17 protein-coding genes, 2 tRNA genes and 1 rRNA gene are annotated in these 18867 nt (G+C 57.2%); 7 read left to right on the plus strand and 13 right to left on the minus strand.

Going from position 1 to position 18867, the window contains the following annotated elements; genetic code table 11:
- Positions 1-276 precede the first annotated feature (276 nt).
- Complete coding sequence (gene rhlB / locus ACQUTP_RS24115; RefSeq protein ID WP_002883222.1) at positions 277-1542, plus strand: ATP-dependent RNA helicase RhlB; 1266 nt, start codon at positions 277-279, stop codon at positions 1540-1542.
- A 117-nt stretch (positions 1543-1659) separates the two neighbouring features.
- Positions 1660-3150, plus strand: coding sequence for a guanosine-5'-triphosphate,3'-diphosphate diphosphatase (gene gppA / locus ACQUTP_RS24120; protein ID WP_023319439.1), 1491 nt, complete (start codon positions 1660-1662; stop codon positions 3148-3150).
- Positions 3151-3201: 51 nt separating this feature from the next.
- Here the strand turns inward: gppA and rep are convergent, their stop codons facing one another.
- Entirely contained in the window at positions 3202-5226 is a 2025-nt protein-coding gene (rep, locus tag ACQUTP_RS24125; protein ID WP_004886858.1) for a DNA helicase Rep, read from the minus strand.
- Between the two features lie 112 nt (positions 5227-5338).
- Here rep and ppiC (ACQUTP_RS24130) point away from each other — a divergent pair, with 112 nt between their 5' ends.
- Both ppiC (ACQUTP_RS24130) and ppiC (ACQUTP_RS24135) read left to right on the plus strand, forming a co-directional pair.
- A complete protein-coding gene (ppiC, locus tag ACQUTP_RS24130; RefSeq protein WP_004886860.1) occupies positions 5339-5620 on the plus strand; it encodes a peptidylprolyl isomerase PpiC in 282 nt (93 codons plus the stop codon).
- Between the two features lie 50 nt (positions 5621-5670).
- A complete protein-coding gene (ppiC, locus tag ACQUTP_RS24135) occupies positions 5671-5952 on the plus strand; it encodes a peptidylprolyl isomerase PpiC (protein WP_004886861.1) in 282 nt (93 codons plus the stop codon).
- A gap of 202 nt (positions 5953-6154) precedes the next feature.
- Here the strand turns inward: ppiC (ACQUTP_RS24135) and ilvC are convergent, their stop codons facing one another.
- Positions 6155-7630 carry a ketol-acid reductoisomerase gene (gene ilvC, locus ACQUTP_RS24140; RefSeq protein WP_002883178.1) on the minus strand — a complete coding sequence of 492 codons (1476 nt, stop codon included), beginning with the start codon at positions 7628-7630 and terminating at the stop codon, positions 6155-6157.
- Positions 7631-7782: 152 nt separating this feature from the next.
- On the opposite strand from ilvC, the gene ilvY reads away from it, so the two are divergent.
- Positions 7783-8673, plus strand: a complete 891-nt coding sequence (gene ilvY, locus ACQUTP_RS24145) for an HTH-type transcriptional activator IlvY (protein ID WP_002883176.1) — start codon at positions 7783-7785, stop codon at positions 8671-8673.
- On the opposite strand, the gene ilvA is transcribed toward ilvY, so the two are convergent.
- From ilvA to ilvL, 7 genes are all read right to left on the minus strand, one after another.
- Complete coding sequence (ilvA, locus tag ACQUTP_RS24150; protein ID WP_002883174.1) at positions 8670-10214, minus strand: threonine ammonia-lyase, biosynthetic; 1545 nt, start codon at positions 10212-10214, stop codon at positions 8670-8672. The genes ilvY and ilvA overlap by 4 nt on opposite strands.
- A 2-nt stretch (positions 10215-10216) precedes the next feature.
- Positions 10217-12067, minus strand: coding sequence for a dihydroxy-acid dehydratase (gene ilvD / locus ACQUTP_RS24155; RefSeq protein WP_002883173.1), 1851 nt, complete (start codon positions 12065-12067; stop codon positions 10217-10219).
- A gap of 60 nt (positions 12068-12127) precedes the next feature.
- Entirely contained in the window at positions 12128-13057 is a 930-nt protein-coding gene (ilvE, locus tag ACQUTP_RS24160) for a branched-chain-amino-acid transaminase (protein WP_002883171.1), read from the minus strand.
- Positions 13058-13073: 16 nt separating this feature from the next.
- Positions 13074-13331, minus strand: coding sequence for an acetolactate synthase 2 small subunit (gene ilvM, locus ACQUTP_RS24165; protein ID WP_004886870.1), 258 nt, complete (start codon positions 13329-13331; stop codon positions 13074-13076).
- On the minus strand, positions 13328-14974 hold the full coding sequence (gene ilvG, locus ACQUTP_RS24170; RefSeq protein WP_004886873.1) for an acetolactate synthase 2 catalytic subunit: 1647 nt from the start codon (positions 14972-14974) through the stop codon (positions 13328-13330). The genes ilvM and ilvG overlap by 4 nt, the downstream gene beginning before the upstream one ends.
- 2 nt (positions 14975-14976) lie before the next feature.
- On the minus strand, positions 14977-15030 hold the full coding sequence (ilvX, locus tag ACQUTP_RS24175) for a peptide IlvX (RefSeq protein ID WP_201281575.1): 54 nt from the start codon (positions 15028-15030) through the stop codon (positions 14977-14979).
- A gap of 84 nt (positions 15031-15114) precedes the next feature.
- Positions 15115-15213 carry an ilv operon leader peptide gene (gene ilvL / locus ACQUTP_RS24180; protein WP_001311244.1) on the minus strand — a complete coding sequence of 33 codons (99 nt, stop codon included), beginning with the start codon at positions 15211-15213 and terminating at the stop codon, positions 15115-15117.
- 354 nt (positions 15214-15567) lie between these two features.
- Between ilvL and ACQUTP_RS24185 the strand changes: the two genes are divergently transcribed.
- Positions 15568-17088: a YifB family Mg chelatase-like AAA ATPase gene (locus tag ACQUTP_RS24185; protein ID WP_080848150.1), complete on the plus strand. Its 1521-nt coding sequence runs from the start codon at positions 15568-15570 to the stop codon at positions 17086-17088.
- Positions 17089-17112: 24 nt separating this feature from the next.
- Here the strand turns inward: ACQUTP_RS24185 and ACQUTP_RS24190 are convergent, their stop codons facing one another.
- Positions 17113-17451: a DUF413 domain-containing protein gene (locus ACQUTP_RS24190; protein WP_004886877.1), complete on the minus strand. Its 339-nt coding sequence runs from the start codon at positions 17449-17451 to the stop codon at positions 17113-17115.
- Between the two features lie 118 nt (positions 17452-17569).
- On the opposite strand from ACQUTP_RS24190, the gene hdfR reads away from it, so the two are divergent.
- On the plus strand, positions 17570-18391 hold the full coding sequence (gene hdfR, locus ACQUTP_RS24195; protein WP_004886879.1) for an HTH-type transcriptional regulator HdfR: 822 nt from the start codon (positions 17570-17572) through the stop codon (positions 18389-18391).
- A 109-nt stretch (positions 18392-18500) separates the two neighbouring features.
- Here the strand turns inward: hdfR and ACQUTP_RS24200 are convergent.
- The 3 genes from ACQUTP_RS24200 to rrf all read right to left on the minus strand — a co-directional run.
- Positions 18501-18576 (minus strand) — tRNA-Trp (locus ACQUTP_RS24200).
- A 53-nt stretch (positions 18577-18629) separates the two neighbouring features.
- A tRNA-Asp gene (locus tag ACQUTP_RS24205) sits at positions 18630-18706 on the minus strand.
- A 57-nt stretch (positions 18707-18763) separates the two neighbouring features.
- Positions 18764-18867, minus strand: a 5S ribosomal RNA gene (gene rrf, locus ACQUTP_RS24210); the annotation flags it as partial.

An 18867-nucleotide genomic window follows, 5' to 3' on the forward strand; every position in this document is an offset into this window, starting at 1 on the left:
GTTATGCACGCTATTCTTCAGGATACCTCAATTCTCTGGTCTGCCAACTGGCGCGATCCATCATGGACCCACCTTTTGACGCCAGGGTTGCCCGAACGCGAACTGCATGCTGCAGATTTATCGCTCCCGACTCGCTTAGTGGTCTAAGCTATCCTGGATTCGTTCAGTTACCGTAGACGTACCTTGAATAATTTCGCACACCGCCAACGAAAGGTTGACGTTATTTCACCGGATACGCTTTCTTAATGCAATAGTTAGCTGATATTCTACCACACTATGAGCAAAACACATTTAACAGAACAGAAGTTTTCCGACTTCGCCCTGCACCCGGCAGTCATTGAAGCCCTTGAAAAGAAAGGGTTTCATAATTGCACACCTATTCAGGCCCTCGCCCTTCCGCTGACGCTGGAAGGCCGCGATGTCGCCGGGCAGGCGCAAACCGGTACCGGTAAAACGATGGCGTTCCTGACGTCGACGTTTCATTATCTTCTCTCTCACCCGGCTATCGCCGATCGCCAGGTAAACCAGCCGCGCGCGCTGATTATGGCGCCGACGCGTGAACTGGCGGTACAGATCCACGCGGACGCTGAACCGCTGGCGCAGGCCACCGGTCTGAAGCTGGGTCTGGCTTACGGCGGCGACGGCTACGATAAGCAGCTGAAAGTGCTGGAAAGCGGCGTCGACATTCTGATCGGCACCACCGGTCGTCTGATCGATTACGCGAAGCAAAACCACATTAACCTCGGCGCCATTCAGGTCGTCGTGCTGGACGAAGCCGATCGCATGTACGATCTCGGCTTTATTAAAGATATCCGCTGGCTGTTCCGCCGCATGCCGCCGGCCACTCAGCGTCTGAACATGCTGTTCTCCGCGACCCTTTCCTATCGCGTACGCGAACTGGCGTTCGAACAAATGAACAACGCCGAGTACGTTGAAGTCGAGCCGGAACAGAAAACGGGCCACCGTATTAAAGAAGAGCTCTTCTACCCGTCCAACGAAGAAAAAATGCGCCTGCTGCAGACGCTGCTGGAAGAAGAGTGGCCCGATCGCGCCATCGTCTTCGCCAATACCAAGCATCGTTGTGAAGATATCTGGGGCCATCTCGCCGCCGACGGCCATCGCGTAGGTCTGCTGACCGGCGACGTGGCGCAGAAAAAACGTCTGCGTATTCTCGAAGAATTTACCCGCGGCGACCTCGATATCCTGGTCGCGACTGACGTTGCCGCTCGTGGCTTGCACATTCCGGCCGTGACCCACGTCTTTAACTACGATCTACCAGACGATTGCGAAGATTACGTTCACCGCATTGGCCGTACCGGTCGCGCTGGCGCCAGCGGTCACTCCATCAGCCTCGCCTGCGAAGAGTATGCGCTGAACCTGCCGGCTATCGAAACCTATATTGGTCACTCAATTCCGGTCAGCAAGTACAACCCGGACGCGCTGATGACCGATCTGCCGAAGCCGCTGCGCCTGACCCGTGCTCGCCCAGGCAACGGCCCGCGCCGCAACGGTCCACCGCGCAATCGTCGTCGTTCAGGTTAAGAAATCTATGCTATACGCTCAATCATTCAGAATGTGCCAGGGCGCGCTTCCCCGGCAACCCGCTCAGTTACACGGATTGGGCACAAGCGCCCCGTCGACCAGGGAGCCTTCTGAACGATGAAGAGCATGAGCTCCACCTCGCTGTATGCCGCCATTGATTTGGGCTCCAACAGTTTTCATATGTTGGTGGTGCGCGAGGTGGCTGGCAGTATCCAGACGCTGAGCCGCATTAAGCGCAAAGTCCGTCTTGCCGCCGGCCTGAATAGCGACAACACGCTCTCCGCAGAAGCGATGGAGCGCGGCTGGCAGTGCTTACGCCTGTTTGCCGAACGCCTGCAGGATATTCCGCCGGCGCAAATCCGCGTCGTGGCCACCGCCACGCTGCGTCTTGCCGTCAATGCCGGCGAATTTCTGGCGAAAGCGCAGGAGATCCTCGGCAGTCCGGTACAGGTCATTAGTGGCGAAGAAGAAGCGCGTCTGATTTATCAGGGGGTCGCCCACACCACCGGCGGCGCCGATCAGCGTCTGGTGGTCGATATCGGCGGCGCCAGCACCGAACTGGTGACCGGAACCGGCGCGCAAACGACCTCGCTATTTAGCCTGTCGATGGGCTGTGTGACCTGGCTTGAACGCTATTTCGCCGATCGCAGCCTGACGAAAGAAAATTTCGATCTTGCCGAGGCGGCCGCGCGTGAGGTGCTGCTGCCCGTCGCCGATGTGCTGCGCTATCACGGATGGAAAGTGTGCGTTGGCGCCTCCGGCACCGTTCAGGCTCTGCAGGAAATTATGATGGCGCAGGGGATGGATGAGCGGATCACCCTGACCAAACTCCAGCAGCTTAAACAGCGCGCCATTCAGTGCGGACGCCTGGAAGAGCTGGAGATCGAAGGCTTAACCCTTGAGCGAGCACTGGTGTTTCCGAGCGGGCTGGCGATCCTTATCGCTATCTTCAGCGAACTGAATATTCAGTGTATGACCCTCGCGGGCGGCGCGTTACGTGAAGGTCTGGTGTACGGCATGCTGCATCTCTCCGTTGAACAGGACATCCGCAGCCGCACTCTGCGTAATATTCAGCGTCGTTTTATGATCGACACCGAACAGGCCCAGCGCGTCGCTGGTCTCGCCAGCCACCTGCTCAGCCAGCTGGACGGCAGCTGGGAGCTGGATCCGCTAAGCCGCGACTTGCTCCTCAGCGCCTGTGCATTGCATGAAATTGGCCTGAGCGTGGATTTTAAGCGCGCGCCGCAGCACGCGGCCTATCTGGTCAATAATCTCGACCTGCCCGGCTTTACCCCGGCGCAGAAGAAGCTGATTGCGACGCTGCTGCTTAACCAGACTAACGCCATCGACCTCTCATCGCTTCATCAGCAGAATGCCGTCCCGCCGCGAGTTGCCGAACATCTTTGTCGCCTGCTGCGACTGGCGATCCTCTTTGCCAGCCGGCGGCGTGACGATTTGCTGCCCGCCATCAATCTTGTGGCCGATGATGAAAAACTGTCCCTGACGCTGCCGGAAAACTGGCTGGATAATCACCCGCTTGGGGCTGAGCTGATCGAACAGGAATGCCAGTGGCAGAGCTATGTGCACTGGGTGCTTGAGGTGAAGTAATACGCTGAACATTGCCGGGCGGCGGCTTCGCCTTACCCGGCCAGCTTATCGCTATCCTTTCTCTTTAGCTTTTGCCAGCATGGCGCGAATGTTCGCCACGTTAGCCTGTCCTTTATGCATTCGCTCTTCAGCGGTAATCACTTTGCGCGCCTGCTCCCAAATCAGATCGTCCTGGGGTAGCTCCAGCAGAAAACGGCTCGGTTCCGGGCGCACCACCTCACCATACTGCCGGCGCTCCTTACAGAGCGTAAAGGTCAGCTCTTTCTGCGCGCGGGTGATGCCCACGTAGGCTAACCGGCGCTCTTCATCGACATTATCTTCATCAATGCTGCTCTGGTGCGGGAGCAATCCCTCTTCCATTCCCACCAGGTAAACATACGGGAATTCCAGCCCTTTTGAGGCATGGAGAGTCATCAGCTGCACCTGATCCAGCTCTTCATCCGATTCACCGCGCTCCATCATGTCGCGCAGCGTAAAGCGGGTGACCACCTGCGTCAGGGTCATTGGCTCATCGATTTCGCTGCCTTCCAGCATCTCGGTCATCCAGGTGAACAGCTGGTTGACGTTTTTCATACGCATTTCTGCGGCCTTCGGGCTGGGCGAGGTTTCATAAAGCCAGGATTCGTAGTCAATTCCGCGGATCAAGTCGCGCACGGCGTTGACCGGCTCGCGTTCGGCCAGCTGCTGGATCTCACGCAGCCAGTGGGTGAAGCGGGTGAGTGATTCATACCCGCGCCCGGTCAGCGTCTGGCTGAGACCCATATCAAAGCTGGCGGTGAACAATCCTTTGTTGCGGCCCATCGCCCACTCACCGAGCTTTTGCAGCGTCGCCGGGCCGATCTCGCGCTTCGGTGTATTCACGATACGCAGGAAGGCGCTGTCGTCGTCCGGGTTGGTCAGCACGCGCAGATAGGCCAGCAGATCTTTAATTTCCGGGCGCGAGAAGAACGACGTGCCGCCGGAGATTTTGTACGGGATGCGGTTCTGCATCAGCATCTTTTCAAAGACCCGCGACTGGTGATTGCCGCGATAAAGGATCGCGTAGTCTTTGTAATTGGTTTTATTAATGAAGTGGTGGGCGATCAGCTCCCCGGCCACGCGCTCCGCTTCATGATCTTCATTGTTGGCGGAGAGCACTTTCAGCTCAGCGCCATATCCCAGCTCAGAGAACAGCCGCTTTTCAAAAACGTGCGGGTTATTGGCGATCAGAATGTTAGCGGCTTTCAGAATACGCCCGGAGGAGCGATAGTTCTGCTCAAGCTTTATAACCTGCAGCGCCGGGAAGTCCTGGCTGAGCAGCACCAGGTTCTGCGGCCGCGCGCCGCGCCACGAGTAGATCGACTGGTCATCGTCGCCTACCACGGTAAAACGCGCCCGCTGGCCCACCAGCAACTTCACCAGCTCATACTGGCTGGTGTTGGTATCCTGATACTCATCCACCAGCAGGTAGCGGATCTTATTCTGCCAGCGTTCGCGCACCTCCTCGTTGCGCTGCAGCAGCAGCGTCGGCAGCAGGATCAGATCGTCAAAATCGAGGACATTGCAGGCCTTCATATGCGCATCGTACAGCCCATAGCAGTGGGCGAAAATGCGATCCCGTTCGCCTTTCGCACCCGCGGCGGCCTGCGCCGGGGTTTTCAGATCGTTTTTCCAGTTGGAGATCGTCGAGATCAACTGCTGGAGCACCACTTTGTCATCTTCGATCAACCCTTCGGTCAGCTCTTTGAGCAGCGCCACCTGGTCAGTATCGTCGAATAAGGAGAAGTTAGACTTCATGCCCAGCGCGGCGTATTCCCGCTTGATGATATCCAGCCCCAGAGTGTGGAAGGTGGAAATCATCAGCCCGCGCGCCTCTTTGCGCCCCAGCGTTTGCCCAACGCGCTCTTTCATCTCGCGCGCGGCTTTGTTGGTAAAGGTCACGGCCGCGATATGGCGCGCCTGATAGCCGCAGCCGCGGATCAGGTGGGCGATTTTATTGGTGATCACGCGGGTCTTACCGGAGCCGGCGCCCGCCAGCACCAGGCACGGTCCGGTTACAAATTCGACGGCTTGTTGTTGGCCAGGGTTTAAACGCATGGGAGTCTTGCTCAATCTTCGAACGGGGTGGGGATTGTAGCAGAAAGCGGAGCCGAGATTTACCGACTGATGGTAAAGTGAAGAAATCGCGATTAACCCGTAGAGCAGAACCATGAAAAAGACCGCAGCAGCCCTGCATATCCTGGTCAAAGAAGAGAAACTGGCCCAGGAGATCCTTGCCAAACTGGAACGCGGCATCAGCTTCGATCATCTGGCGAAGCGCTATTCGAAATGCCCGTCCGGGCGTAACGGCGGCGATCTGGGGGAGTTTCAGCAAGGCGCGATGGTCGGCCCATTCGATCAGGCGGTCTTTAGCTGCCCACTTCTCAAGCCCTACGGTCCGGTAAAAACCAAATTTGGCTACCATATCATTAAGGTGCTTTATCGCCGCTGACGCGTGGTATATTGCGCCCCGATTTATCTCAACCTATTCAAGGCACGATCATGGCAAAAACAGCAGCAGCACTGCATATTCTTGTTAAAGAAGAGAAACTGGCTCTGGATCTTCTGGAGCAGATTAAAAACGGCGCCGACTTCGGTAAGCTGGCGAAGAAGCACTCCATTTGCCCATCAGGCAAACGCGGCGGTGATTTAGGTGAGTTCCGCCAGGGCCAGATGGTGCCGGCGTTCGATAAAGTGGTTTTCTCCTGCCCGGTGCTGGAGCCAACCGGCCCGCTGCATACCCAGTTCGGCTACCACATCATCAAAGTGCTGTACCGGAAATAATAAAAAACCCGGGGATCTTAATCTCCGGGTTTTTGCCTGATGGCGCTTCGCTTATCAGGCCTATTAAACAAATCCATTCCTCTATGGATTTCGGCTTGCCGGAAGGCGGCAAGGAAGTACATCCCCGTGAACATAGATTACTATGTGACTGGGGTGTACGTACCGTAGCCAACGCATCGGCAAGTCGAAAGACGACGAGGAATTAGCCGGCTACCGCGATACGCTTCATATCGGTCATATAACCGCGCAGTTTCTTACCAACCTGCTCAATAGCGTGGCTGCGAATGGCTTCGTTAACATCACGCAGCTGAGCGTTGTCTACCGCGCCTTCGGCAATCGCCGTACCCAGGTCGCCAGTCTGCAGGGTGGTCATGAACTCTTTCAGCAGCGGTACGCAAGCATAAGAGAACAGGTAGTTACCATATTCAGCGGTATCAGAGATAACCACGTTCATCTCGTACAGACGCTTACGGGCAATAGTATTGGCGATCAGCGGCAGCTCGTGCAGTGATTCGTAGTACGCGGACTCTTCGATGATGCCGGAGGCCACCATGGTTTCGAAGGCCAGCTCAACGCCCGCTTTCACCATCGCGATCATCAGAACGCCTTTATCGAAGTACTCCTGCTCGCCGATTTTACCTTCATACTGCGGCGCGGTTTCGAACGCGGTTTTACCAGTCTCTTCACGCCAGGTCAGCAGTTTCTTATCATCGTTCGCCCAGTCCGCCATCATACCGGAGGAGAATTCGCCGGAAATGATGTCGTCCATGTGTTTCTGGAACAGCGGTGCCATAATCTCTTTCAGCTGCTCGGAGAGCGCATAAGCGCGCAGTTTCGCCGGGTTAGAGAGGCGATCCATCATCAGGGTGATGCCGCCCTGCTTCAGCGCTTCGGTGATGGTTTCCCAGCCGAACTGAATCAGTTTTTCTGCATACGCCGGATCGGTACCTTCCGCCACCAGCTTGTCGAAGCACAGCAGAGAACCCGCCTGCAGCATGCCGCAGAGGATGGTCTGCTCGCCCATCAGGTCAGATTTCACTTCGGCAACGAAGGAAGATTCCAGCACGCCCGCACGATGGCCGCCGGTCGCCGCCGCCCATGCTTTCGCAATGGCCATGCCTTCGCCTTTCGGGTCGTTTTCCGGATGTACCGCGATAAGCGTCGGTACGCCGAAACCGCGTTTGTACTCTTCACGCACTTCGGTACCCGGGCACTTCGGCGCCACCATCACCACGGTGATGTCTTTACGGATCTGCTCGCCCACTTCCACGATGTTGAAACCGTGGGAGTAGCCCAGCGCCGCGCCGTCTTTCATCAGCGGCTGTACGGAGCGCACAACGTCAGAGTGCTGTTTGTCCGGAGTCAGGTTAACCACCAGGTCCGCCTGCGGGATCAGCTCTTCATAAGTGCCGACTTTGAAGCCGTTTTCGGTCGCTTTACGCCAGGAGGCGCGCTTCTCGGCGATCGCTTCTTTGCGCAGCGCATAGGAGATATCCAGGCCGGAGTCACGCATGTTCAGACCCTGGTTCAGGCCCTGCGCGCCGCAGCCGACGATGACCACTTTTTTACCCTGAAGGTAGCTTGCGCCATCGGCGAATTCGTCGCGCGCCATAAAGCGGCATTTGCCCAGCTGTGCCAGCTGCTGGCGCAGGTTCAGTGTATTAAAGTAGTTAGCCATGTCTGTAACTCCGTGATGTTGTGTCGTGCTTATTGTTCGGTTCGCTTTTGCGAGAATGAACTTACTATATGACAGGAATTTTATTGCGGAAATTGATATATTCACAACGTCACGTTGCATTTTATGAAATACAAAACCGGGGAGTACGCGCCGTGGATTTACGCGATCTGAAAACCTTTCTGCATCTGGCGGAAAGCCGCCATTTTGGCCGCAGCGCGCGGGCCATGCATGTCAGCCCGTCGACGCTTTCGCGCCAGATCCAGCGTCTGGAAGAGGACCTCGGCCAGCCGCTGTTCGTGCGAGATAATCGCACGGTGACCCTTACCGAAGCCGGGGAAGAGTTACGTACCTTTGCCCAACAGACTTTACTGCAGTATCAGCAGCTTCGTCACGTCATCGATCAGCAGGGCCCTTCGCTCTCCGGCGAGCTGCACATCTTCTGCTCCGTCACCGCCGCCTATAGCCATCTGCCGCCGATCCTCGACCGCTTTCGCGCCGCGCACCCCTCGGTGGAGATCAAGCTGTCGACCGGCGACGCCGCCGACGCCATGGAGAAGGTGGTCACCGGCGAAGCCGACCTGGCGATTGCCGGTAAGCCGGAGACTCTGCCAGGGTCGGTGGCGTTTTCGATGCTGGAGAACCTCGCCGTGGTGTTAATTGCCCCGGCCCTTCCCTGCCCGGTGCGCAACCAGGTGACCGTCGAGCGCCCCGACTGGTCGACAGTGCCCTTTATCATGGCCGACCAGGGGCCGGTACGTCGGCGCATCGAGCTGTGGTTTCGGCGGCATAAAATCAGCAATCCGTCGATCTACGCCACCGTCGGCGGGCACGAAGCGATGGTGTCGATGGTCGCCCTGGGATGCGGCGTGGCGCTGCTGCCGGAGGTGGTGCTGGAGAACAGTCCGGAGCCGGTACGCAACAGGGTGATGATCCTGGAGCGCAGCGATGAGCAAACGCCGTTTGAGCTGGGCGTTTGCGCACAAAAAAAGCGGCTGCATGAGCCGCTTATTGATGCTTTCTGGAAAATTCTTCCCAACCACTAACCCGCGAGGAAAAAGCGGAATGCCGGGTTATGCGTTTCGTCGTGGCACTCATAGCCCAGCTCATTGAGACGAGTTTCAAAGTCCGGCTCGTGCTCGCCCAGCTCGAAGGCCGCCAAAACCCGACCATAGTCGGTGCCGTGGCTACGGTAGTGGAACAGCGAAATATTCCAGTGGGTGCCGAGGGTGTGCAGGAACTTCAGCAGCGCCCCCGGCGATTCCGGAAACTCGAAGCTGAACAGCCGCTCCTGCAGCGCTTTGGACGGTCGGCCGCCGACCATATAGCGCACATGGAGCTTGGCCATTTCATCATCGGAAAGGTCAACGACGCTGTAGCCGCCATCGTTCAGTAACTGGAGGATCTCTTTCCGCTCCTCCAGCCCACGACTCAGACGTACCCCGACAAAAATACAGGCGTCTTTGGCATCGGCAAAGCGGTAGTTGAACTCCGTCACCGAGCGGCCCCCCAGCAGCTGGCAAAACTTCAGAAAGCTGCCCTTCTCTTCCGGGATCGTCACCGCCAGCAGCGCTTCGCGCTGTTCCCCTAGCTCGCAGCGCTCAGACACGTAGCGCAGACCGTGGAAGTTGACGTTGGCCCCGGACAGGATGTGAGCCAGTCGCTCGCCGCGAATATTGTGCTGAGCGATATATTTCTTCATCCCCGCCAGCGCCAGCGCGCCGGAAGGCTCTGCCACCGCCCGCACATCTTCGAACAGATCCTTCATCGCCGCGCAAATAGCGTCGCTGTCGACGGTGATGATGTCGTCCAGATACTCCTGGCACAGACGGAAGGTTTCATCGCCGATGCGTTTGACCGCCACGCCTTCGGCAAACAAGCCGACGCGCGGCAGGTCCACCGGATGACCGGCGTCCAGCGCCGCCTTCAGGCAGGCCGAATCTTCCGCTTCCACCGCGATCACTTTGATCTGCGGCATCAGCTGCTTGATCAGAACCGCCACGCCTGCCGCCAGGCCGCCGCCGCCCACCGGGACGAACACGCGGTCGATGTGGGCATCCTGCTGCAGCAGCTCCAGCGCCAGGGTTCCCTGACCGGCGATGACCATCGGGTGATCGAACGGCGGCACCCAGGTAAAGCCCTGCTGCTGCGCCAGCTCAATCGCCCTCGCCTTCGCTTCGTCAAAGTTGGCGCCATGCAGCAGCACTTCGCCGCCAAAGCCGCGAACGGCATCCACTTTGATGTCGGCGGTCGCTACCGGCATCACGATCAGCGCCTTAACGCCCAGCCGCGATGCGGAGAACGCCACGCCCTGGGCATGATTGCCCGCCGAGGCGGTGATCACCCCGTGGGATTTCTGTTCCGCGGTCAGGCTGGACATCATCGCGTAGGCGCCGCGCAGCTTAAAGCTGTGTACCGGTTGGCGATCTTCGCGCTTCACCAGAATAACGTTATCCAGGCGAGAAGAGAGTTTGTCCATTTTTTGCAGCGGCGTTTTCTGCACCGCTTCATAAACCGGCGCGCGCAGCACTGCTCTCAGGTATTCGGCGCCCTCAGGGGCGCCGGACAGGGGTTGTGAATCCGCCATGATTAGCCACCCAGTTTCGATTTATCGCGAACCGCGCCTTTGTCGGCGCTGGTCGCCAGGCTGGCGTAGGCGCGAAGGGCAAAGGAGACCTGACGCTGGCGATTTTTCGGCGTCCACGCCTGGTCGCCACGCGCTTCCTGGGCTTCACGACGCGCCGCAATTTCCGCATCGCTCAGCTGCAGCTGAATGCTGCGGTTCGGAATATCAATCGCGATCATGTCGCCATCTTCAATGAGCGCGATGTTGCCGCCGCTCGCTGCTTCCGGTGAGACGTGACCGATAGAAAGCCCTGAGGTGCCGCCGGAGAAACGGCCATCGGTGATCAGCGCGCAGGCTTTGCCCAGCCCCATCGACTTCAGGAAGCTGGTGGGGTAAAGCATCTCCTGCATCCCCGGCCCGCCTTTCGGCCCTTCGTAGCGGATCACCACGACGTCGCCTTCAACGACTTTACCGCCGAGGATGGCCTCAACCGCATCGTCCTGGCTCTCATACACTTTCGCCGGACCGGTAAATTTCAGGATGCTGTCGTCCACGCCGGCGGTTTTCACGATACAACCGTTTTCCGCGAAATTGCCGTACAGTACCGCCAGGCCGCCGTCCTTGCTGTAAGCGTGTTCCAGAGAACGGATACAGCCTTCGGCGCGATCGTCATCCAGCGTATCCCAGCGGCAGTCTTGCGAGAACGCCTGGGTGGTACGGATGCCCGCCGGCCCGGCGCGGAACATTTTTTTCACCGCGTCGTCCTGGGTCACCATCACATCGTACTGTTCCAGGGTCTGCGGCAGCGTCAGGCCGAGAACGTTTTTGACCTCGCGATTCAACAGCCCGGCGCGGTCCAGCTCGCCCAGAATGCCCAGCACGCCGCCGGCGCGATGCACATCTTCCATATGGTATTTCTGCGTGCTCGGCGCCACCTTACACAGCTGCGGCACTTTGCGGGAAAGCTTATCGATATCGCTCATGGTGAAGTCGATTTCAGCTTCCTGCGCCGCCGCCAGCAGGTGCAGAACGGTGTTGGTGGAACCGCCCATGGCGATATCCAGCGTCATGGCGTTCTCAAAGGCCGCCTTGCTGGCGATATTGCGCGGCAGCGCGGAAGCGTCATCCTGCTCGTAATAGCGTTTGGTCAGCTCAACGATACGTTTCCCGGCGTTAAGGAACAGCTCCTTACGATCGGCGTGGGTCGCCAGCAGAGAGCCGTTACCCGGCTGCGACAGACCCAGCGCTTCGGTCAGGCAGTTCATGGAGTTGGCGGTGAACATCCCGGAACAGGAGCCGCAGGTCGGACAGGCGGACCGTTCCACCTGATTACTCTGCTCGTCGGACACTTTCGGATCCGCCCCCTGGATCATCGCATCCACCAGGTCGAGCTTGATGATTTTATCTGACAGCTTGGTTTTCCCGGCTTCCATCGGGCCGCCGGACACAAAGATCACCGGAATGTTCAGGCGCAGGGAAGCCATCAGCATCCCCGGGGTGATTTTGTCGCAGTTGGAGATACAGACCATCGCATCCGCACAATGGGCGTTAACCATGTACTCCACCGAGTCGGCGATCAGCTCGCGGGATGGCAGTGAATAGAGCATACCCCCGTGGCCCATGGCGATCCCATCATCCACTGCGATGGTGTTGAATTCTTTGGCCACGCCACCGGCGGCTTCAATCTGCTCGGCAACCAGTTTGCCAAGGTCGCGCAGGTGCACGTGCCCAGGAACAAACTGGGTAAAGGAGTTAACGACGGCGATAATCGGTTTGCCGAAATCGGCATCGGTCATCCCGGTTGCGCGCCACAACGCGCGGGCGCCCGCCATATTGCGGCCATGTGTGGTGGTGGCGGAACGGTACTTAGGCATGCTCTTTTTACTCCCATCTGTGTTTATTAAATGGGACGGTGCGTGCCGTCCCATTTTTAATTACTTACTTACCGGATCCAACCAGCCCCATTTATCTTCTGTTTCACCGGTGAAGAGGCCAAAGAAGGCTTCCTGAATGCGTTTGGTGACCGGACCGCGACGGCCTGCGCCGACCTGGATGCCATCCACGCTGCGTACCGGGGTGATTTCCGCCGCGGTGCCGGACATGAAGACTTCATCCGCCAGGTACAGTGATTCACGGGACAATACCTGCTCGCGGACTTCAATACCGAGATCTTTCGCCAGCTTGATGATGGCGTCGCGGGTAATGCCCGGCAGCGCGGAAGAGGTAAACGGCGGAGTGAACAGCACGCCGTCCTTCACTTCAAACAGGTTTTCGCCAGCGCCTTCAGAGATATAGCCGTTAACGTCGAGGGCGATACCTTCCTGGTAGCCATGGCGACGCGCTTCGCTGCCAACCAGCAGCGAGGAGAGATAGTTGCCGCCGGCTTTCGCCGCCGTCGGGATGGTGTTCGGCGCCGCGCGGTTCCAGGAAGAGACCATGGCATCGATCCCCTGCTCCAGCGCTTCTGCGCCGAGGTAGGCTCCCCACGGGAACGCCGCGATGATCACGTCAGTGTTGTAACCCGGAGGCGGGTTTACCCCCATGCCGACATCGCCAACAAACACCAGCGGGCGGATATAAGCGCTGGTCAGATTATTAGTGCGAATGACTTCGCGGCAGGCTTCCATCAGTTCGTCGACGCTCTGGGAGACCGGGAAACGATAAATTTTGGCTGAGTCATGCAGACGCTGCATATGTTCGCGATGACGGAACACCACCGGGCCTTTGTGCGAGTCGTAGCAACGGATGCCTTCGAATACCGAGGTGCCATAGTGCAGCGCATGGGACATCACATGAACTTTCGCTTCGCCCCACGGAACCATCTCGCCATTGAACCAGATGTAATCAGCTTTTTTCGTCGTCATTTTTCTTCCTTTGCGCTCAGGCGCGGATTTGTTGTGATGTGGGTTGCTGGATCTCGACGCAGGCAACGTCGACCAGTTTACTTAATTGACTAAACAGTAATTCGACGGGCCGCGGGCTGGCAACGGTCAATTCGATATTTATGTTCTGTGCGTCCGCTGCGGTTTCCATGTTCATTGCGCAGATTTGAAAACCACGGTGACGGACAACGCGCAGCACGCGCTCTAAGGTTTCCGGGTTGAAACGTGCCTGTAAAGCGACCTGATGTTGCATCATGATAATTTCTCCAGCATTTCAGAGTTACTGGCGCCGGGCGGCACCAACGGCCAGACATTCTCAAGTTCGTCGATTGAGACATGAAGCAGGTATGGCCCCTGGCTCGAAAGCATGGTGTCGAGTGCCGCTTCAACCTGGTCTTTACGGGTGATGTGTTGGCCAGGAATACCGAAGGCGCTGGCCAGCGTGAGGAAATCAGGGTTATCAGTCAGAGTGGTTTCGCTATAACGTTCCTGGAAAAACAGCTGCTGCCATTGTCGAACCATCCCTAACCGCTGGTTGTCGAGTAATACGATCTTCAGCGGTAACTGCTTGCGTTTTACGGTGCCCAGCTCCTGCACATTCATCATGAAGGAGCCGTCACCAGAGATACAGATCACCGTATCGTTAGGGCGCGCCACCTGGGCACCAACGGCGGCCGGCAGGCCAAAGCCCATGGTGCCTAAGCCGCTGGAGGTGATGAAGTTTTCCGGGCGGGTATAGGTCATATGCTGAGCCGACCACATCTGATGCTGGCCTACGTCGGTTGTCACCACGCTGTCCGCCGGCTTGCGGTCGGAAAGCTGTTTCAGCAGCAGCGGCGCGTAGATAGCCTCACCGGGATGATCGTAACGCCAGGCGTGATCGGCACGCAGTGCGGCACTCCGCTCGCGCCAGCCATCGATCGCTAACGGCTGCTGCAGCGCCGGCAGCAAGCGGTTCAGATCGCCGGTCAGACCAATGTGCGCCTGGCGCAGCTTGTTCAGCTCCGCCGGATCGATGTCCATATGGATCACTTTGGCATGCGGCGCGAAGGTGTTGAGCTTGCCGGTCACGCGATCGTCAAAGCGCGCGCCGACAGCGATCAGCAGATCGCACTCCTGTACCGCCAGATTGGCCGCCTTGGTGCCGTGCATTCCCAGCATGCCGAGATAATACGGGTAATCGGCGTCCACCACGCCCAGCCCTTTCAGGGTGCAGGTCGCCGGCATCCGGGTCACTGCGAGGAATTCGCGCAGCGCCGGTACCGCCTGCGCCATGCCGACCCCGCCGCCAACATACAGCATCGGTTGCTGCGATTGAGCCAGCATCTGCAGAGCCTGAGCCACTTCCGCCTGCGGGAATGCCATCTCATCGGCGACCATAGAGAAATGGGGATCGAGATCGCCCTGCGCCATCTGAATATCCTTAGGGATATCAACCAGCACCGGGCCTGGACGGCCTGAGTTTGCCACCTGGAAAGCTTCAGCAATGACCCGCGGCAGCTCGTCCAGAGACTGCACGAGGAAACTGTGCTTAGTACAGGCCAGTGACAAACCGAGAACGTCTACCTCCTGGAACGCATCCGTGCCGATGAAGGGTGCGGCCACCTGGCCGGTGATAGCGACAATGGGGATGGAGTCAAGCAAAGCGTCCGCCAGGCCGGTGATCAGGTTGGTTGCGCCCGGGCCGGAAGTCGCGATACAAACCCCGGTTTTACCGGTTGCTCGCGCATAACCAATGGCCGCCATGGCTGCCCCTTGCTCATGCCGGCACAGCAGGTGCTCCACGCCGCCGTCATACAGTGCATCGTAAACCGGCATAATTGCGCCACCCGGATAGCCAAAAACGGTGTCGACCCCCTGTGTCCGCAAAGCATGTACCACCCACTGCGCGCCATTCATAGTTAGTTCCCCGTCATAAATCGGGAGAAACAGAATTTTATGCTAAAAGTCATCATCTGCTCCTCGCTTAGGTTATTTCAGTTATAAAAAAACCCCCGGACCTTTCGGTGCGGGGGTCTTAGTTCGTTAAGGCTTGATTATTAAGCCTTTCCTCGTCCAAGTGCAGCCCCGCACGGTGGGATAATAATCACCACCACGCTAATCACGACCAGGCTAATCACTCGTAGAAGGGCTGTCATTTTCTGTACTTTCTGGCTTCTTGTTCGAAGGAATACCTAAAGAGGTACCACAGACATCACATAAAACACAAGATTTTTTTATATCTCTGTTGCTGAGCAGCCTAACAGTTTCAGCAAAAATAATTGTTTTATATGAAAAAATTCGAAGATGAAAAAAACTCAGTTTTCTCTCGCCTGCCGCGCTCTTTTGCACCCTCCTTCCCAACGCCGCTCTGTTTTGCGAGCGAACTTCCAGTTTCGGCTAAATGTAATGATATAGCGCGAAAAGTATGGATTTATGGTCCTAACTTCTGACTATTACCGATCCCGTTTTAACACAGGTCAGCCATAATCCTTCCTGGTCCAGGAGGTTTTATGTCGCTCGCCATCGTCTATACCCGCGCGGCGCTCGGTATCGAAGCGCCATTGATTACTGTCGAGGTTCATCTCAGCAACGGTCTGCCCGGCCTGACTATGGTCGGACTGCCGGAGACCACCGTGAAAGAGGCCCGTGACCGGGTTCGCAGCGCCCTGATCAACAGCGGCTACGCTTTCCCTGCGAAGAAAATAACCATTAACCTGGCGCCAGCGGATCTGCCTAAAGAGGGCGGGCGATACGATCTACCTATCGCTCTCGCGCTTCTCGTTGCCTCAGAGCAGCTCAACACGACGCGACTGAATCAATATGAGTTTGTGGGCGAACTCGCCCTCACAGGTGGGTTACGCGGCGTTCCAGGGGCGATCCCCAGCGCAATGGAAGCCATCAAAGCCGGCCGGCGCATCGTCGTCTCCGCTGATAATGCGGCTGAGGTCGGCCTGATCGGCGGCAGCGATTGCCTGGTCGCCGACCATCTGCAGGAGGTGTGTGCTTTTCTCGCGGGGCAGACATCGCTTTCGCCGCCTCTCGCCGAGGCACCCACCGTTGATGAACGCGGCGAAGATCTGCGCGATGTTATCGGCCAGCAGCAGGGCAAGCGAGCGCTGGAGATTGTGGCCGCCGGGGGTCACAACCTGCTCCTGATCGGCCCACCCGGCACCGGGAAAACCATGCTTGCCAGCCGGCTACCCGGTCTCCTGCCGCCATTAAGCAATCAGGAAGCCCTGGAGAGCACGGCCATTCAGAGCCTGGTCAATCTGCATACCGCGAAGACCCGGTGGCGTCAGAGGCCGTTTCGCGCACCTCATCATAGCGCTTCGCTGGCAGCGATGGTGGGCGGCGGCTCGATACCGGTCCCCGGTGAGATTTCCCTGGCCCATAATGGCGTGCTGTTTCTTGATGAGCTGCCGGAGTTTGAGCGGCGTGTACTGGATGCGCTGCGCGAACCCATTGAGTCAGGCAAGATCCATATATCACGCTCGCGCGCCAAAATTGACTATCCGGCGCGCTTTCAGCTTATCGCGGCAATGAACCCAAGCCCGACAGGGCATTATCAGGGCAAACATAATCGTACATCGCCTGAGCAGACATTACGTTATCTGGGACGTCTGTCAGGCCCCTTCCTTGACCGCTTCGATCTCTCCTTAGAGATCCCGCTGCCGCCGCCAGGGATACTGAGCCAGGGCACGCAGGGCGAAGAGTCTAGCGCAACGGTCCGACAACGGGTGCTGGCGGCGCGCGAACGGCAAATGCTCAGACAAAATAAGCTCAATGCGCATCTTGAGAATCGTGAAATGAAGAGCTGCTGCCACTTACGGCGGGAGGACGCTGTCTGGCTGGAACAGACGCTAACGCAGCTGGGCCTCTCTATACGAGCCTGGCAGCGTCTGTTAAAGGTGGCGAGAACCATTGCCGATCTGGCAGAGGCTGAAGAGATTGAACGCCGTCATTTGCAGGAGGCGCTCAGCTATCGGGCGATAGACCGGATGCTAAACCATCTGCAGAAAATGATGGCGTAAAAAAAGGGCTTACGCCCTTTTTTCTTAGTCATCGCTTTCGGTGTAATCGTCAGCGCCTTCCATCTGCGGTTTGCCGCCGGAAAGAGTATGGAAACGCTTCGGCCGCTTGATGCGCGCCATATACTTAATCCATACGCGTTCTGCTTCCGTTACCGGCTCACGCTCACCACGGCACACCGAGACAAACTGTTTTTCATCATCGGTAACAGGTTCGCGTTTACCCAGTTCCAGTTCGTTAAAGGCATAACCATGACGTTCCAGCAGTTGCGCCTCTTTGATGGTGAAATCACCGTGACGGGAGAACCCGCGTGGATAATTTTTATTGTCGAAAAAACGATTAGTCGTCGTAAAGCTTTCCGCCATCCTACACGCTCCTGATTCTTTGGCCGAGCTATTTATGGCGCGGAGTATTAGTTACGCTTGACAGAGCGTCAAACAAAACATTTAAATCATCACGACAAATAATTTTGTGGAGAACGGTGTGGATACGGAATTGCTCAAGACTTTCCTGGAAGTGAGCAGAACTCGTCACTTTGGGCGAGCAGCAGAGGCGCTTTACCTGACGCAGTCAGCGGTCAGCTTTCGTATTCGTCAGCTGGAAAATCAACTTGGTGTGAACCTGTTCACCCGACATCGTAATAACATTCGCCTGACGACCGCCGGAGAAAAGCTCCTGCCCTACGCCGAAACGCTAATGAATACCTGGCAGGCTGCGCGCAAGGAGGTCGCACACTCTTCGCGACATAATGAATTCTCCATCGGGGCCAGCGCCTCGCTGTGGGAATGCATGCTTAATGGCTGGCTCGGCACCCTCTACAGCGCACCTTACAATCTCCAGTTTGAAGCGCGTATCGCGCAGCGGCAGTCGCTGGTTAAACAGCTTCACGAACGCCAGTTGGATCTGCTGATCACCACCGAATCGCCGAAGATGGATGAATTAAGCAGCCAGCTGTTGGGTAATTTTACTCTTGCCCTGTATTGCACATCGCCTGCAAAAAACAGAAATGAATTGAACTACTTGCGCCTTGAATGGGGGCCCGATTTTCAGCAAAACGAAGTGGGTCTGATAGGAAGCGATGATGTTCCGCTGCTCACTACCTCTTCAGCTGAACTGATCTATCAGCAATTATCGCGTCTGAGCGGCTGCTGTTGGCTACCTGTTCGCTGGGCGAAAGAGAAGCATGGGTTACATACGGTCATGGACAGCGCTACGCTGTCCCGCCCACTCTATGCGATCTGGTTACAAAATAGCGATAAGCAGGCGCAGATCCACGAGATCCTGAAAAGCCCTATCCTGGAATAAGCGGTACTCTCCATGGACGGAGAGGAGCAAGGTATTTTGAATAGGGATATTGCAGATGGATAGTAGAGATGAAAAAAAATCCTTTGCCTGAGCAAAGGATTCTTATAAATGGCAGGGGCGGAGAGACTCGAACTCCCAACACCCGGTTTTGGAGACCGGTGCTCTACCAATTGAACTACGCCCCTAAAGCTTTCTTACCACTAAGCCTGCTATCTGAGCAGGCTTAATGTTAAATAAGTGGCGGAACGGACGGGACTCGAACCCGCGACCCCCTGCGTGACAGGCAGGTATTCTAACCGACTGAACTACCGCTCCACCGAATTTTTTCGCTTTATGACCACCGGTTGTCACCCCGGCTTACTGCAATTTGATGCCTGGCAGTTCCCTACTCTCACATGGGGAGACCCCACACTACCATCGGCGCTACGGCGTTTCACTTCTGAGTTCGGCATGGGGTCAGGTGGGACCACCGCGCT

It is taken from the genome of Klebsiella sp. 2-CIP_Kleb., assembly GCF_050378715.1.
In the GTDB taxonomy this organism is placed as follows: domain Bacteria; phylum Pseudomonadota; class Gammaproteobacteria; order Enterobacterales; family Enterobacteriaceae; genus Klebsiella; species Klebsiella quasipneumoniae.